15 protein-coding genes are annotated in these 15,783 nt (G+C 35.3%); 1 reads left to right on the top strand and 14 read right to left on the bottom strand.

The genetic code is table 11. From position 1 onward, the window contains the following. Positions 1-96: 96 nt before the first annotated feature. The 14 genes from ACK4HO_RS12095 to ACK4HO_RS12030 all read right to left on the bottom strand — a co-directional run bounded on the left by ACK4HO_RS12095 (position 97) and on the right by ACK4HO_RS12030 (position 12,154). Positions 97-570: a Dps family protein gene (locus ACK4HO_RS12095; RefSeq protein ID WP_409666144.1), complete on the bottom strand. Its 474-nt coding sequence runs from the start codon at positions 568-570 to the stop codon at positions 97-99. A 26-nt stretch (positions 571-596) separates the two neighbouring features. Then, on the bottom strand, positions 597-746 hold the full coding sequence (locus tag ACK4HO_RS12090; RefSeq protein ID WP_409666142.1) for a hypothetical protein: 150 nt from the start codon (positions 744-746) through the stop codon (positions 597-599). 12 nt (positions 747-758) lie between these two features. Then, entirely contained in the window at positions 759-3,071 is a 2,313-nt protein-coding gene (locus tag ACK4HO_RS12085) for a glycosyltransferase (protein ID WP_409666140.1), read from the bottom strand. Positions 3,072-3,082: 11 nt separating this feature from the next. Continuing rightward, positions 3,083-4,117, bottom strand: a complete 1,035-nt coding sequence (locus tag ACK4HO_RS12080) for a pesticidal protein Cry7Aa (protein WP_409666138.1) — start codon at positions 4,115-4,117, stop codon at positions 3,083-3,085. 15 nt (positions 4,118-4,132) lie between these two features. Continuing rightward, the gene (locus ACK4HO_RS12075; RefSeq protein WP_409666136.1) at positions 4,133-4,453 is read right to left on the bottom strand and encodes a hypothetical protein; all 321 of its coding nucleotides are present in this window, start codon (positions 4,451-4,453) and stop codon (positions 4,133-4,135) included. A gap of 180 nt (positions 4,454-4,633) precedes the next feature. After that, positions 4,634-6,088, bottom strand: coding sequence for an OmpA family protein (locus ACK4HO_RS12070; protein WP_409666134.1), 1,455 nt, complete (start codon positions 6,086-6,088; stop codon positions 4,634-4,636). A gap of 221 nt (positions 6,089-6,309) precedes the next feature. Next, on the bottom strand, positions 6,310-6,648 hold the full coding sequence (locus tag ACK4HO_RS12065) for a hypothetical protein (protein ID WP_409666132.1): 339 nt from the start codon (positions 6,646-6,648) through the stop codon (positions 6,310-6,312). 22 nt (positions 6,649-6,670) lie between these two features. Beyond that, the gene (locus ACK4HO_RS12060; protein ID WP_409666131.1) at positions 6,671-7,057 is read right to left on the bottom strand and encodes a hypothetical protein; all 387 of its coding nucleotides are present in this window, start codon (positions 7,055-7,057) and stop codon (positions 6,671-6,673) included. Between the two features lie 143 nt (positions 7,058-7,200). Continuing rightward, on the bottom strand, positions 7,201-7,629 hold the full coding sequence (locus tag ACK4HO_RS12055; protein WP_409666129.1) for a response regulator: 429 nt from the start codon (positions 7,627-7,629) through the stop codon (positions 7,201-7,203). Between the two features lie 3 nt (positions 7,630-7,632). After that, complete coding sequence (locus ACK4HO_RS12050; protein ID WP_409666127.1) at positions 7,633-10,116, bottom strand: PAS domain S-box protein; 2,484 nt, start codon at positions 10,114-10,116, stop codon at positions 7,633-7,635. A gap of 18 nt (positions 10,117-10,134) precedes the next feature. Next, positions 10,135-10,680: a helix-turn-helix domain-containing protein gene (locus ACK4HO_RS12045; RefSeq protein WP_409666146.1), complete on the bottom strand. Its 546-nt coding sequence runs from the start codon at positions 10,678-10,680 to the stop codon at positions 10,135-10,137. Between the two features lie 105 nt (positions 10,681-10,785). Then, entirely contained in the window at positions 10,786-11,346 is a 561-nt protein-coding gene (locus tag ACK4HO_RS12040) for a helix-turn-helix domain-containing protein (protein WP_409666125.1), read from the bottom strand. Between the two features lie 101 nt (positions 11,347-11,447). Further along, positions 11,448-11,789: a cupin domain-containing protein gene (locus ACK4HO_RS12035; RefSeq protein ID WP_409666123.1), complete on the bottom strand. Its 342-nt coding sequence runs from the start codon at positions 11,787-11,789 to the stop codon at positions 11,448-11,450. 170 nt (positions 11,790-11,959) lie between these two features. After that, positions 11,960-12,154: a hypothetical protein gene (locus ACK4HO_RS12030; RefSeq protein ID WP_176307193.1), complete on the bottom strand. Its 195-nt coding sequence runs from the start codon at positions 12,152-12,154 to the stop codon at positions 11,960-11,962. 364 nt (positions 12,155-12,518) lie between these two features. Between ACK4HO_RS12030 and ACK4HO_RS12025 the strand changes: the two genes are divergently transcribed. Further along, a partial coding sequence (locus ACK4HO_RS12025; RefSeq protein WP_409666121.1) for a hypothetical protein occupies positions 12,519-15,783 on the top strand: 3,265 nt, incomplete at its 3' end.

The following is a 15,783-nucleotide window of genomic DNA, read 5'->3' as shown; positions in this document are numbered from 1 at the left end:
GGTGTAAATACTTCCTTAAAAAACCTTAAGGTAAATAAGGCTAAGTTGCCGGTATCTTCAAATGTATTTTTTAGTCTTTTTATCATATATTAAAATCTAGCTTAAATAACGCCTTAAAACCCAAGCCATTGTTTCGTGTTGTTGCAAAATTTTGGTAAGCAAATCAGCCGAACCTGCATCGTGGTTTTCATTGGTACACAAATCAATATCTTTTCGGATTTCAACAATTAGCATTTCGTTATCGGTCAAAAGTTCCTGAATCATGTCTTTTTGCAAAGGATATTTGTTTTCATGTTCCGTTAATCGGGTAAGATTGGAAAACTCTTTCATGGTTCCTATAGTTTTGCTCCCTAATTTATTAATACGCTCAGCGACTTCGTCAATTATGTTTTCAAATTCGGTGTATTGTGCTTCAAATAACTTGTGCAGCTCCATAAAGCTGTTGCCCACTATATTCCAATGAAATTTTCTGGTTTTGATATACAAAGTCATTTCATCTGACAATACTGTAGATAGGAGTAAAGTGCTTTTTTTTAAGTTGGTTTCAGAGATTCCAATTTTAGGTGTCATAATCATGAGATTAAATTTTATGGGTTTTATATAGCATCGTTGTCACCAAACTCATTTAACTTCTTTTTGATGTTTTGTTTTGAGTAAGGCGATTTGTTGCTGGTATCAGCAATAGTTGAATTTTTGTGGGCTATAGTTTTTTTAGCGGTTGTTTTTTGCTTTTTGAAGGTGCTCATTTTTTTGTTTTTTTAAAGCGTTATGTTTTGCCATTGTTTGGTTATTTTTTGGGATCTTACAGGTTGAAGTTTTTTTGTCTTGAGAGTCTTTTTTTCTTGATTTTCGAGATACTTTTTAATAGTGAGTCTAGCCATCAAATAACTCACTGTGGATTCTGCTCCTTGATTTAGGTTGATGTAATCATCTTCTAAGCCATCATAGCAACCGCCGGTGCAAGGATTATAAACAATTTGGTTCAAATGATTTTTACCCAAAAACCAATCGAAGGCTATGCCCATTTTTTGTTTGTAATTTTCATCTTTAAAAGTGTCGTAGAATTTGCTTAATGCCAAAATAGTATAAGCCACATCTATGGGTTGTTCACCTCCGATAATATCTTCTTTTTGTTTTTGGTCACCATCATGTAGCCAACCTTTATTAGAAATGACTTTGATGCCTGTATCAGTAAAGATTTTAGACAGTAGAAAGTCAAAAGTAATGATGGCAATTTCTTTGTAGATGGATGTTCCTAATGTTAAATAAGCACAAAGCATAGCTTCGGGTAAGGTGCTGTTACCATAGGTTAAATAGCTTTCAAACCACTGCCATTTTTCTTTGTTTTCATGTTTATACATTTGCACCAGTTTATCGGCTAAATGCTTAGTTAACAAAGTGTAGGAAGGTGTTTTACTTTTGCTGTTACTGTAAAAGATGCCTTTGATTATAAAAGCCATAGCTCTGGGAGAATGAATATTCAACACATTGGACAAGGCCAATTTCATTGTTGCTCGAGCCTCTACAATCAATTCGCCCGGCAATATATCGCTATTGGAAATTAGGTAGCCCAATGCCCAAATGGCTCTTCCGTTGGAATCAGACAAATTAGTTTCGCTGTTTTGCTTGGTAAACTTTTTGTTTTTATCCAAATAGTTTAAAAAATAGCCTTCGTCCTGCAGACAGTTTTTGATAAAGTTGAAATAAAGAAGGACGTATTTTAAATCTTCTTCGTTTTTGGTAATCTCATATTGTTGGCACATGGCTACCAAAGCCCTTGCGTTATCATCTAGAGTATAACCAGATTCTATATCGGGTTGGTTGATTATCGAAAATTGAATCATGCCGTAATCTGTAGTCAGTTTTTTGAGGTGATTCAAATTGATTTCAGGTATTTTGTATTTCAAATTTAGTTTCTTCGCTAATATTTTTTCAAAAAGCAAAGCGTGGGCAATGGCTGAGTTTTCCCAGGCTGTCGGTGCCAATTTGTGAATTCCGTTGGCTGCAATTGTGGCGCACAATGTTTCATCGTCTATCAGATTGATGATTTTTTTAGCCAATTGTTTTGGGTTTTCAAAATCTACAATAATCCCGGTTTCTTGTTGCAAAACTTCAGTTGCGTGAGGAATGGGCGTGGATATGATAGGACAACCACAACTCAAAGCATAGGAAAAAGTACCGCTAACCGCTTGGTTTCGGTTTTTGGAAGTAAAAAGGTAAATATCGGTGAGTTGAAGATATTCCAGCAAGACCTCGAGAGGCAAATACTGGTTGATAAATTTCACGTTTTGCTCCAGATGGAGTATTTCAATTTTCTCCATAAGAGAGTTCCGATATTGTTCACCTTCTTCTTTAATCACCGTAGGATGTGTCTTTCCGATAACTAAGAACAATACATCAGGATGTCTTTTGACTACAATTCGCAGCGCGTTGATAGTAGTTTCAATACATTTTCCGGAACTTAATAAGCCAAAAGTCGCCAGAACTTTTCTACCGTTTAATTGGTATTTTTCTTTTAAAACTGCTTTGTCTAAATGGGCTACCAAATGGGTTCCGTGTGGAATGACTTCTATTTTAGTATTGTTTATTCCGTAATCCTCAATTAGTATTTTGGCTGAGGTTTTGGTCATTACAATGATTGATTGTGCAATATTTTCTATGCTTTTTACCAATTTTTTTAAAGCCTCATCGGGTTTGGGTAAAACTGTGTGAAAAGCCACTATGACCGGTTTATTGATTTGATTGAGGAAATGAATAAAGTGGGCTTCATAGTTTCTGAATAAACCGAATTCATGTTGCAAAAAAACCATTTCGATTTTGGGATTTTCATTGATTTTTATAACTGTTTCGGAGTAGGATTCGGCGTTGTCGGTCTCGAGTATATGAGTTACTTCTTTGGGGTAAAGTTGTTTTTCATCGCCTAATTCCAGAGCACAAATGCTGATTTTGAAGTTCTTTTTGAACTTGTTTTTTAGGGCAAAAATCAAATCTTGTGAATAGGTAGCAATTCCACATTCTCTTGGAGGATAAGAAGTAATAAATAGAATCTCGCGGTGGGTTTTATCATCCATATTATTTTTATTTAAACTTTATTAGTCATTAATTCTTTAAGCAATTCTGATAGACTCATAGAGGCACAAGCTATTCTCTCGTCAGCAGCACCGTAATAAATGAACAATCGGTCCTCAAAAACTACCGCTCCAGTTGGAAAGCAAACATTATTTACTTCGCCTTTAAGTTCCCAATGAAACTCGGGTACAAATAACGGATAGGGCAATCGGGCCAATTCTTTTTGTGGGTTTTCTATGTCCAGCAGTGCGGCACAAGCCGAATAAACATAGCCTTGTAAAGAATCGTGTACACCGTGATAGATTAGTAACCAACCGAATTCGGTTTCAATAGGAGGACAGCCACCACCGATGTAGCTGACTTCATGTTCATATTTGGGTTGCAGTACTATATATTCATCAAAATGAAGAAAATAGTTTTGCCAAAATTTATCGGTTAGTTCTCCCAAGTCCTCTGCGGCTACAACCAATTGTATTTCCGGGCGAATGCGATGTAAAAACAGTAGCTTTCCGTTTATTTTTCGGGGAAAGAAAATCAGATTTTTATCCCAAATAAGCATCTTTTTGCCGTCTTTCTCCAGTATGCTGTCGTGTTGGTTGTATCTGAAATATTTATCGTTGATAATCCCTTTGGCTTCAGCCAAATGGTTGAATTCTTCATACGTAATTTGCGGCACAATAATGCCTCTTCTTTCAAAATGCACCAAGTCTTTGGAGGTTGCCAAACAACCCAGTGCATTGATACCATCATAGGCTGTAAAAGTGAGATAATAGGTATCTTCAATTTTGACTAACCTTGGATCTTCAATACCATGACATTCATAATCAAATTCGGGCGACAATAGTGCTTTTTCATTTCGGGTTTCAATAAACAATGGTCCTTTGAGTTTGCAATAGCCAATGCTGGAATGATTTCCTTGGCTCACCGCTCTATACAAAAGATGAACATAGTCACCGTCTCTAATGGCGGCCGGATTTAAAACGCCTTCGTTTTCAAAGTCATTATTGGTTTTTTGCAGCAATATGCCTTCTTTAATTACATTTATCATGGAAATTAGTAGGTATTATAAAATTAAAATCAACAATAAGATGATGATTAAAATAGCACCTACAGAAAGATAAACACCATTGTTACTGGCTTTTAATGTAGCTTTGATGTCTCTGACTTCTTTGCGGAGTGCTTTTCTTTCCACACGAGACAAATCAGACTTATCCATATCTCGGATTTCTTTTATCCGTTTAACCATCACCTCTACCTTAGCTTTTTCTTCAGCTGTGTTGGTGATTGGCGCTTTGCCGTTAGCACCATTGTTAGCAAAAACAGGTGCTGTTGTAGCGATGGATAGTACTAGTAAAAGCACTTGAAATTTGGTAATTGTTTTCATGATTTAAATATTTATTGTGAGTAATAAATGTCACTCTTTATTGAACTAAAGCTGTTATAGAAATCTTTCAAATAATTACATTATTCACACTTTAAATATTCTGTTTTTCAGAGTGTTAGTATATAAAAAGGCTGCCCAAATTGGACAGCCTTTTAAATTGGTAAGGCAAATAGGGTTTTCTTAATAAGAAGTTCTCAACTCAACTCTTCTGTTTTTGGAACGACCCAAAGTTGTTTTGTTGTCAGCAATTGGTTTGGTTTCCCCATAACCGGTTGCAGTCACTCTGCTGTCAGAGATGCCTTTTTCAATTAAATAAGATCTAACTGAATTGGTTCTCTTTTGTGATAATTCTTGATTGAATTCTTCAGAACCATTACTATCGGTGTGACCATCTATAAAAAGAGTGGCACCTTCATATTTGTTTAGAATTTTAACCAATTCATCAAGTAAAACCAAAGAAGCTACTTTTAATTTGTCACTACCATTTTCAAAGAAAATTTTGCTACCGATGTAAGTGATTCTAACCGCATCTTGTTTGGCTATTTCCGGACAACCTTTATTTTCTATATTTCCTTTGGTATTTGGACAACGGTCATCTATATCGGCTACGCCATCACCATCAGTGTCGGGACAACCTCTTAAACTTTCAGGACCAAAAGCATTCGGACAACGATCTACATCATTCATAACGCCATCTTTATCGTCATCCATTGGACAACCATTAACATCCACTTTACTTCCTGCTGCAGAGCTTGGACATTTATCATCTAAATCGGCTACACCATCACCATCGCTATCGGGACAACCTTTTAGGGCTACTGTTCCACGGGTATCAGGACAACGGTCACTTAAATCAGTTACGCCATCATTATCTCTATCGGGACAACCATTCATTATTGCGTTTCCGGCTACATCAGGACAAGTGTCTAAATAATCGGCTACGCCATCATTGTCTTTATCTAAAGGACAACCTTTTTTGTCAACCGCTACCCCGGATGGAGTGTCAGGACATTTATCATTACTGTCTGAAACACCATCTAAATCAGCGTCTTTTTTCTCACCGAAATTAAAAGTTAATCCGGCCATGTGCATCAAGAAATCATCGTTTTTACCCGAAACAACACCATCTCTGCGGTCGTTGTTGGTAAACATAAAGGTTTCTTGAAGGTTAAGTGATAATACGGGCGACAAACGGAAATTAATACCACCACCGACTACCGGAAAAGTTGTATCAATTTTTTCTTTATGGAAATTGAGTTGTCTGTCGAAAAGAATTCCGCCCCAACCACCAAATACATAAGGTCTAACCGCATATTCAGGCCCGATAAGATTTAATCTTAAGTTAAAGGATGCCGAACTGTAATCGCTTTTAAAACCGGTTACACCACTGTCATAACCTAGCGTTCCTCTGGTGTACAAGAAGTTTAAATCCAAATATTTCCATAAATATCTTGAGACAGTGATCCCTGCAAATCCGTAGGCTGTTTTATCGGTTTTGTACCAATCTCTCCCTAAATCACCATGGTATTGGATTAGTCCGCCATGCAATCCGAAGTTCCATTTCTTGTCTTCGGTTTGTGCTTTTGTTGTTAGTGTAGATGCCAGGCATATACATAATAGTAGTACTTTTTTCATATTGTTAATATTTAATTATTTAGGTCAAAGGTCATGTACATTGTTAGTCAAAGAGTTATAAAACTATTATTTTAGTTTGTGTTATTCACACATTTTAAAGGCACAAAAAAAAGCCCTGTTGTCGCATGAACAACAGGACTCCAATAAATGGTCTCACATTTATTAAACTAACCAAAACAAACTTTATTACGCTTTACGCATAGTTATATTTTTGAAATATTTTAGGGTGTCGCAATCCTATTTATTTGATTATTTTTTTGGCGATCATTAGGTGTTTCTAATTGGCTAATGAGGGGAAATTTACTTTCCATTTCTTTAAGGTGTTTTCTTAAATAAACCAGATGAACGGTTAACATTTCGACCAATTCAAAAGTGGTAGCATTGCTGATTAACATTGGAATGGCTATTAAAAGTTCTCTTTCGTACCAATAAATTTCTTTTAGTTCACTTATTGACTTTTCGCATAAAAGAACGTTCTCTGCATAACTTTTTCTTTCGGCTACACTTTTAATTTGGTTGTTGGAAACCTTTGTTAAATAATTGGATACTCTATTCTTCATCTTCCTTTCTTTTTTGGGTCAATTATTTATTGGCAAAAAACTCTTTGACAAAATCGTGCTTTTCCTTAGAAGTCATTTTATCCGTTTGCTTAACTTGTATATTAATCTTTTCAAAGCGGTTATCGGATACAATAACATTGAAAAGTTCTTCTTTAGCATCAGTTGGACCAAAGAGAATTACTTCTTTGTATTTCTTGACAACATTCATCAATTTTTTATAATACTTAGTCTGCAACTGTTGCTCTTTGTTGTGCAGGTGAGCTTCACCTTTCATCAGGCTGTTGATTTTTTCTTTGTGGGTAAAGTCGGATTCGATGGTTTTAATTTCGAATGGATGGTTTGAATATTCCATCAAATGTGCAATAGAATGGTCCATCCAAATGCCAATTTTGTTTCTTGTAGTTACCATAGTTTCCTTTAGTATTGGTTAGGTATAACGCAGCAGTAATAAGCCTTATTATTAATACAAAGTTGCGAAGAACAGTAGGTAAAGGAGTTATATTATTGTAATGTTTTATTTTATAATTCACACATTGTAAGGTATATAGGGCCTTACATTCGGTCCATATACCAACTAAGTTCTTTTTCCATCTTTTGGTATTTGAAAATCGTAGAGATAACTTTTTGCAAACGAATAAAAGCGGTTTCACTTTTTACAACATAATCAAATGCTTTGTGGTGCATACAAGCTACTGCAACATCAATTCTGTCTTGACTTGAAAGCATAATTACCGGAATACCGCCATTGATTGCTTTGATTTTATCTAAGGTTTGCATACCGTTGATGGCATTTTTGACTACTCCGTCAAGATGATAATCTAAGACAATAATATCCGGTTTTCGGTCTAAATTTTTAATGCACAATTCGCCTGTTGCATAAGTTTCAATTTCAAAATCGGCTTGTTCCAGAAATTGAATTTCCAAAGATTTTAGGAATACGGCATCGTCATCAACCAGAAAGAGTTTAATTTTATTTTTCATAACTTATGTTTTTATATTGAGCAATTCATTTTCCAATTCTATAAGCGATTGATTGCATACTTTTTCCAGTTGTTCAACCAAGTCATTCAGTTCTGTTGAGAGTTCTAATCTTTCGGCATATTCCTGAATTTTTTGTGCCAACTCGGTAAATTCAGGATTAATTCCCATGATAGCAAAAGACGGAATTATTTTATGAGCTGTGGCTTTTAATAAGTTCCAATCTTTATTACGAAAACTTTTTTTAATCAAGTCTACTAATTGTGGTGTTTGATTAATATAAGCATTAATCATTTCGATCATTAGTTTTGGATTGGCTTTGGTGAGTTGGGTTAAGTAAGTCAAATCGACGTATTTGATGGTTTGACTATGTTTAGAGTCAATAATATTGTTTCCTATGATGCTAACTGGTTTTTTTATAAAGCTGATTAATTTGCTGTAAAGCAAACGTTCATCTATAGGTTTAGATATGTAGTCATTCATTCCTATGGCTTTGCATTTGGCCACATCAACTGTAGTTACATCAGCGGTTAGGGCTATAATAGGAAGGGTTAGTTTTAATGTTTTCCGGATGTATTCTGTGGCTTCAAATCCATTCATTTCAGGCATTTGCAAATCCATCAAAATAATATCATAGGTTTTTTTCTCAAGTTTTTCGATGGCAATTTTACCATTTCCGGCAATTTCACATTCAAATCCAAAGTCATCCAATAGCGTTTTCATAAGCAGTTGGTTCAGTGCCATATCTTCAACGACTAAGATTTTGGTGTCTTTTATTTTGGTATTTATTTCGGTAATCTCAGGTTCTAAAACATCTTCAACATTCGCTTTGTCAAAATAAAGTACAAAACTAAAAGTAGAACCTTCACCAAGTTTACTTTCTACATTGATTGTTCCGTTTTGGGCTTCGACTAATTGTTTAACAATGGCTAGGCCTAAACCGGTTCCGCCAAATATTCTTGACGTCTCACTTGTGGCTTGTTGAAAGTTTTCGAATATGGTTTCGGTTTTGCTGTTATTTATGCCAATGCCGGTATCAGTTACTGAAAATTGTATGGCTACATCATCATCAGTTTCTGAGACCAATTTTACATTGACCGTAATTTTGCCGGCATTGGTGAATTTAACCGCATTGCTAACAAGATTCAGTATAATTTGGTGTAAACGCAACGGATCACCAACTAAAACTTCAGGAATAGCATTATCATAATTCGTTATTAATTTTAAGTTTTTTTCTTGGATTTTGGTTTCAAACAAATGCAACATCGCTTTGATTGAAAATTTGAGTTTGAAAGGTGTTTTTTCAAAAGTCATTTTTCTGGCCTCTACTTTGGCTAAATCCAATATGTCGTTGATAAGTACAATTAGCGAGTTACCACTCATTTTTATGGCAGTTAAGTATTCTTTTTGTTTGTCAGTTAATTCGGTTTTGAGTATAACTTTCGTAAATCCTATAATCGCATTCAAAGGCGTTCGGATTTCGTGGCTCATATTCGATAAAAATTGTTGTTTTGATTTAACTGCTTCATTGGCTTTTATGGTGGCAGATTCTGCAAATGTTTTAGCTTCGATTAAATCTTGTTCCGCTTTTTTTTGTTCGGTGATATCTCTAGCCACTACAACAGCGCCAATTACATTGCCATTTTGGTCTTTATAAACAGAACCATTAAAGAGCACATGAACTAATTTGCCATCGGTAATTACTAATGGATAATCGATAACAAATCCTTTTTTAAAAACTTCTTGGTAAATCTTCCTGGCTCGCTTTGGTTCGGTAAAATAGTTAACAAAGTCTGAGCCGATTAGCGCTTCTTTTGAAACGCCGGTTACCCTTACTGAGGCTTGGTTGGTATCAGTAATTTTACCTTTAGGATTAATGGTGAATAATGGGTCACGACTCGCTTCAATTAGACTCAATGAATACTGAGATGCTATTTTTAAGGAATGATTGTAGGCTTCGAGCTCTTTACTTTCAGAAATTCTTTTTTCTTTTTCTTTGTTTTGAAAGTTAAGTTCTTTAGCCGCTAATTTTAATTCGTTGGCGATATTTTGCTTTTCTTTGTTTTGAAATGATAATTCTTTATTGGCTATGAGCAGTTCGGCTGTGGCTTTTTTTTGCTTTGTAATATCGATGAACGAAATAAGCGAACAATCATTTTTGAGGTATTTCATTGACTGAATGGAAGCTAAAAACCAAAAGGGTACACCTTTTTTATTTTTGAGTATAATTTCTAAAGTATTGATAGCTCCCTGTTTTTTGATTTGTGAAGCCATTTTTTCGAGAAACTCCCGATTCACAATACCTAATTCGGTAGAAGTTTTTCCAATAATTTCATTTTTGACATAGCCAAAGCATTTCAGAAAAGATTTATTAACATACTTAAATTGAGAAGTCTTGGTATCAATAAATATCATTCCGATGGCACTGTTATCAAACATGTCAAAAAACAAATTGTCTCTATTAGCTCCTGATATTTCTGATTGGCTCATATACTTTCATATTAAGATTTAATTGCCTAATTCTTCGATTGGGTTTCGTCTTTTGTCTTTTAGTAATTTGAAATGCGAAGGCGATAAGCCGGTTACTTTTTTGAATTGGGTAGATAAGTGCGCGACGCTGCTGTAATTCATTTTCCAGGCGATTTCGGTGATATTGAGTTCGTCGTAAATGATTAACTCTTTGATGCGCTCTATTTTGTGTAGAATCATAAATTGCTCTATGGTGATCCCTTGCACTTCTGAAAACAGATTGGCCAGATAGGTATAATTTTGATCTAGTTTTTCGCTTAAATATTCTGAGAAAGTCACTCTGATAGGTTCATCTGCATGGTGAATCATTTCTATGATTACATTTTTAACTTTTTCAATCAGGATAGCTTTTTTGTCATCCATTAGCTCTAATCCCGATTCGGATAAATTCAACTTTAGTAGTGCTCTTTTATCAGCAGTAATGTTTTCCATGATTTCTACTACGCCTAAGTCGACGATGATGAAATGCAGTCCTAGTTTCTTCAGTTCCTCTTTCACCATCATTTTGCAACGATTACTGACCATGTATTTGATGTAAAGTTTCAAAGTGTTTTGCTTGACAAAGTTTAGTCAAAGGTGTGATTTTAAGTCAGATGACTATTGTAAAATTCTTGAAATTAATTACATAATTCACACTTCGTCGAGACTGTTTCTTTTTTTATCTTTAAGACTTTTAAAGAATGTAGGGGTTAATCCGGTTACTTTTTTGAATTGCGTTGACAAGTGAGAAACGCTGCTGTAGTTCATGCGATAAGAAATCTCGGTAAGATTGAGTTCGTCGTAAAGTAACAATTCTTTTACTTTTTCAATTTTATGAGCGATAATATAATGCTCTATGGTAATTCCTTTTACTTCTGAGAAGATATTGGCCAAATAGGTGTAATCGTAACCCATTATTTTGCTGATGTATTCGGAGTAGTTTACTTTGGGCAATTCATCGTTGTAATGAATCATTTCGGTGATGACAATTTTTATCTTTTCGATAAGCACTGCTTTTTTGTCATCCATTAGTTCAAGTCCTGATTCTAATAGTGCTGCTTTCAGTTTTTCGCGTTCTTCATTGTTAATGTCTTCCATAACATCTACAACACCGAGTTCTAAAGATGTGTAATGTAATCCAAGATTTTTTAATGCATCTCTGACTACTATTTTGCAACGCAAACTGACCATATATTTAATGTATAGTTTCATTTTGGCGGTCATTTTTTTAAAGTACTTTTCTTGTACTGGAACATTAACTGAGGTTATGCTTAAATAAAATGATGCTTTATGTATTTAATAAAACTTACTTTTTAATCTTCATAGCCGCTTTTGATAATTGTTGAAATCATTTTAAATTGTTCGTTGGCGTTAAAACTATGTCTGGCATGAGCGGGAATAATGATTCCTTCTCCTAAAGTTAGCTTGTGTTTGAGGTCTTTGATTGTAATTTCTGCTGCGCCGTGAATAATTTGAATATAATTATCATAGGGCGAAGTTTTTTCCTGAAGCTCTTCACCGGCATCAAAGGATGACGCAGTGATGTTCCCTGTAGTTCTTCTGATGATGGTTTTACTCACCACTGCATTAGGTATGTATTGAATGATTTCAACTATGATATGTGATTTTGCTTTTTCGAGTTCGGTAATATCCATGATTTTTATTTAGATAATATTTTTAAATGAAAATTTCACAAACTGGTTTAATCATGAAATAATATCTGTTAAAGGTAGTCTCTTTAAAATGGTTACCATCAAGTAATCGGATAAATGATTTTTTATTTGAGTAAACACCTCCCAATATTTAATAGTGGAACCTTTTTTAACTACGATTCGTCTTTGGTAGTTTTCACTAAACTGATTCCTGATACAAAAAAGATTAAGCCCAATACGCCGTAAATAGCCAATGTTTTAATATCTCTTGTACTTTCTGTGGCAGTTAAAAAAACTTGTGCAGCATAGATAAGACTGGCAATACCGAGTAAGGTGAGTATGGCTCCGAAAATTCGTTTAAGATTCATAATTAAGGATTGTTTAGTTCTATACAAATATGAATCATTTTAGCCTTAGATGTATTACACAATAAGAAGTTTTAATTACATAATTCACAGATTTTTAAAAGTTTAAATTATTGAAAATCAATATTTTAAAGTGTGTGAATTATAAAATAAATTAAAATAATTTTAAAAGTCGTTCCCTCTAATTTTGTCATGTAATGCTCTTAAAAACAGGTTAAATAGAAACCGAATTACTGGTTTTCAAGAAACATGTTGATTAACGAATTTATGATGTATTTGAACGATAAAACATCCTTTTTTATGTTAAAAAGAGTTTACAAATTGAAATATTGATAGTCAATATTTTGCTAATTTTAAATGATTAATTATGAAAACAAAATTAATTTACTACTTATTCGTAAGTATGTTTTTTGGGGTTTTTCAAATTTCAGCTCAAGATTGCTTAGGTTTCACGACCTATTCAATGGGCGGATGGGGAACCGAATGCCATGGTGGCAATCCGGGCTGTTATCGAGATGCAAATTTTGAGGCAGCCTTTCCTGATGGAATCAGAATTGGGAACGAAACCAATTCAATTACTTTAACAACCTCTCAGGCTGTTGCAGATTTTTTACCATCGGGCTCGACGCCTAGAGCTCTAAATTCAGGCGCTTTAGTTAACCCGGGCAATGATTACAGAAATGGGTTGGCGGGTCAATTGGTTGCGCTAACCTTATCAGTAGGATTTGATGCTTATGATGTCAATTTTTCATCAAACACGCAGTCGTTAGCGAGTTTAGTGATTACTTCAGGAACTTTCGCAGGCATGACAGTCGGCGATTTTTTGATTTTAGCTAATTCCGCAATTGGCGGTGAAGTTACCGGATATTCTTTTTCAGAATTTAATTCGGCAGCAGCAGCAATCAATCTCAATTTTCATGAAGGTACTGCAGATAATGGTTTTCTGACCTGTGATCCTTGTCCAAATTGTGAACGATTTGATTTTACTATTGTCTCAACCAATCTGTTGTGTTTCGGTGAAAGTACCGGTACAATAACATTATCAACTTCAGGAGGAACTGCTCCTTATTCTTATTACTTGAATAATGTATTAGTTTTAACAACAGACAGTCCGTCTTATACTTTTACAGGTTTAGCCGCAGGAAGTTATATAGTGACGGTTAATGATAGTGCCGAAAATTCAGGCTCAAGTGATCCATCAATTGTTATTACTCAGACTGTGGGTGCTTTGTCTTTGACTACCGCCAGCACAGATGCTTCTTGTCAAGTTCCTACGGGAACAGCAACGGTTACTGCCTCAGGCGGAACTGCTCCTTATACCATTTTATGGTCTAATGGAAGTATTGATTTTTCGCTTGCTAATTTGGCAGCCGGCACCTATACGGCAGTAGTCACAGATGCAAATGGATGTCAAATGACTACTTCAGTAACAGTTCAAAACACTAGTCTTTTTCAGGTTTCTACTGTAGTTAATAATGTTTTATGTTTTGGAGCCAACAATGGTTCAATTACTGTAACTGCTTCAAACGGAATTTCACCATATACTATTTTATGGTCTGATGGAAGTACTAGTTTTACGCTAAATAATTTATTAGCCGGAACTTATACTGCTGTTGTAACTGACGCTGCAGGATGTACTGTAAATATTTTGGAAACCATTACTGAACCAACTTCATTATTATCAAGCACTTATGTTAGCAGTAATGCTACATGTTGTACCGGAAATAATGGTATTGCTAATGTTACTCCTTCAGGTGGAACGGCTCCTTACACTATTTTATGGTCAAACGGCAGTACTGATTTTTCACTTAATAATTTGATAGGAGGAAACTATACTTATGTAATTACAGATGCGACCGGATGTCAGACAAATGGGAGTGTTCTTGTTCAGGCAGTGCCAACTTTAACTAGTACTTATCAAGCAACAGCAGCAAATTGCGATGTTAATGACGGTACTGTAACTGTAACCGCTACAGGAGGAACTGCTCCATATACAATTTTATGGTCTAACGGAAGTACAGCTTTTGCACTAGACACATTGGCAGGGGGAATTTATTCTTATACAATCACTGATGCTAATGGATGTCAAACTAACGGATCAGTAATTATTGCTCTTCCGGCTGATTGTAATCGATTTGATTTCATAATCACTTCGACCAACATATTGTGTTATGGTCAACTTACCGGAACAATAACATTGTCAACTTCGGGAGGAACGGCTCCATATGCTTATTTTTTAAATAATGTATTGGTTACCACAACAGACAGTCCTTCTTATACCTTTACAGGTTTAGCCGCAGGAAGCTATGTTGTTATGGTAAATGATAGTGATGAGAATTCCGGTTCAAGTGACCCAGTTGTTCAAATTACCCAACCATCCGAATTGGTATCAACGGTAACACACACAGATACTAATTGTAATATTTTTAACGGAACAGCTACAGTTACGGCAACAGGTGGAACATCTCCTTATACTATTTTATGGTCTAACGGAAGTACTGATTTTACAATTGCTAATTTAGCGGCCGGAACGTATACTTATAATGTTACAGATGCTAATGGTTGTCAAACTCAAGGATCAGTAACGATTACAGGTTTATCTACTTTAGTAGCTACAATAACTGCTACCAATGTATCCTGTTTTGGAGGAACTACGGGAAGTGCAACAGTAACTGCTTCCAGTGGAACAGCTCCTTATACTATTTTATGGTCTACCGGAAGTACTAGTTTTACGCTAAATAATTTATTAGCCGGAACTTATACTGCAGTGGTAACCGATGCTAATGGATGTACTGTAAATGTGAGTACTACAATAACACAACCGGCTACACTATTATCGAGCACCTTTGTTCCAACCAATGCAACTTGTTGTACGGGTGATAATGGAACAATAATAGTAACACCTATTGGCGGGACAGCTCCCTATACCATCTTATGGTCTAATGGAAGTGCAGCTTTCTTACTTACCGCTTTGACTGGTGGAACATATACTTATGTTATAACCGATGCTAATGGTTGTATTGTTAATGGTTCTGTAATCATTCTTTCAGTACCTGTTTTAGCAAGTACTTATGTTGTAACCCCTGCTACTTGTGCAGGTAACAATGCTCAAGTAACAGTTACAGCTACCGGAGGTACATTGCCTTATGCTATTTTATGGTCTAACGGAAGTACTAGTTTCACAAATTCTAATTTAGCCTCGGGAACTTATACTTATACAGTTACAGATGCTAATGGATGTCAGGTTAACGGAACAGTTACTATTGTCAATAGTCCAGTTCTAGTAGCTACCACGACACAAACCAACGTATCTTGTTTTGCAGGAAACAACGGAAGTGTAACAGTAACGGCTACAGGTGGAACTTCTCCATATACTATTTTATGGTCTAATGGTGGCACTACATTTACAGCTAACAATTTAATTGCTGGTACTTATACCGCAGTTATCACAGATTCACGTGGATGTACTTCAAACGTAAGTGTAACAATCACACAGCCAGCAACAGCTTTAGCTTCTACTAATACTACTACTAACGTATCTTGTTTTGCAGGAAACAACGGAAGTGTAACAGTAACGGCTACAGGTGGAACTTCTCCATATACTATTTTATGGTCTAATGGTGGCACTACAT

This window comes from Flavobacterium sp., from assembly GCF_046296355.1.
GTDB lineage: Bacteria > Bacteroidota > Bacteroidia > Flavobacteriales > Flavobacteriaceae > Flavobacterium.
This window is presented reverse-complemented; position numbering and strand designations above follow the sequence as displayed.

What these genes read in the sequence shown, in the direction of transcription:
- ACK4HO_RS12035 (WP_409666123.1), bottom strand. Translation starts at nt 11,789, where the DNA reads ATGGATATTACCGAACTCGAAAAAGCAAAATCACATATCATAGTTGAA.
- ACK4HO_RS12065 (WP_409666132.1), bottom strand. Translation starts at nt 6,648, where the DNA reads ATGAAGAATAGAGTATCCAATTATTTAACAAAGGTTTCCAACAACCAA.
- ACK4HO_RS12050 (WP_409666127.1), bottom strand. Translation starts at nt 10,116, where the DNA reads ATGAGCCAATCAGAAATATCAGGAGCTAATAGAGACAATTTGTTTTTT.
- ACK4HO_RS12030 (WP_176307193.1), bottom strand. Translation starts at nt 12,154, where the DNA reads ATGAATCTTAAACGAATTTTCGGAGCCATACTCACCTTACTCGGTATT.
- ACK4HO_RS12055 (WP_409666129.1), bottom strand. Translation starts at nt 7,629, where the DNA reads ATGAAAAATAAAATTAAACTCTTTCTGGTTGATGACGATGCCGTATTC.
- ACK4HO_RS12045 (WP_409666146.1), bottom strand. Translation starts at nt 10,680, where the DNA reads ATGGTCAGTAATCGTTGCAAAATGATGGTGAAAGAGGAACTGAAGAAA.
- ACK4HO_RS12040 (WP_409666125.1), bottom strand. Translation starts at nt 11,346, where the DNA reads ATGAAACTATACATTAAATATATGGTCAGTTTGCGTTGCAAAATAGTA.
- ACK4HO_RS12070 (WP_409666134.1), bottom strand. Translation starts at nt 6,088, where the DNA reads ATGAAAAAAGTACTACTATTATGTATATGCCTGGCATCTACACTAACA.
- ACK4HO_RS12060 (WP_409666131.1), bottom strand. Translation starts at nt 7,057, where the DNA reads ATGGTAACTACAAGAAACAAAATTGGCATTTGGATGGACCATTCTATT.
- ACK4HO_RS12080 (WP_409666138.1), bottom strand. Translation starts at nt 4,117, where the DNA reads ATGATAAATGTAATTAAAGAAGGCATATTGCTGCAAAAAACCAATAAT.
- ACK4HO_RS12090 (WP_409666142.1), bottom strand. Translation starts at nt 746, where the DNA reads ATGAGCACCTTCAAAAAGCAAAAAACAACCGCTAAAAAAACTATAGCC.
- ACK4HO_RS12085 (WP_409666140.1), bottom strand. Translation starts at nt 3,071, where the DNA reads ATGGATGATAAAACCCACCGCGAGATTCTATTTATTACTTCTTATCCT.
- ACK4HO_RS12075 (WP_409666136.1), bottom strand. Translation starts at nt 4,453, where the DNA reads ATGAAAACAATTACCAAATTTCAAGTGCTTTTACTAGTACTATCCATC.
- ACK4HO_RS12095 (WP_409666144.1), bottom strand. Translation starts at nt 570, where the DNA reads ATGACACCTAAAATTGGAATCTCTGAAACCAACTTAAAAAAAAGCACT.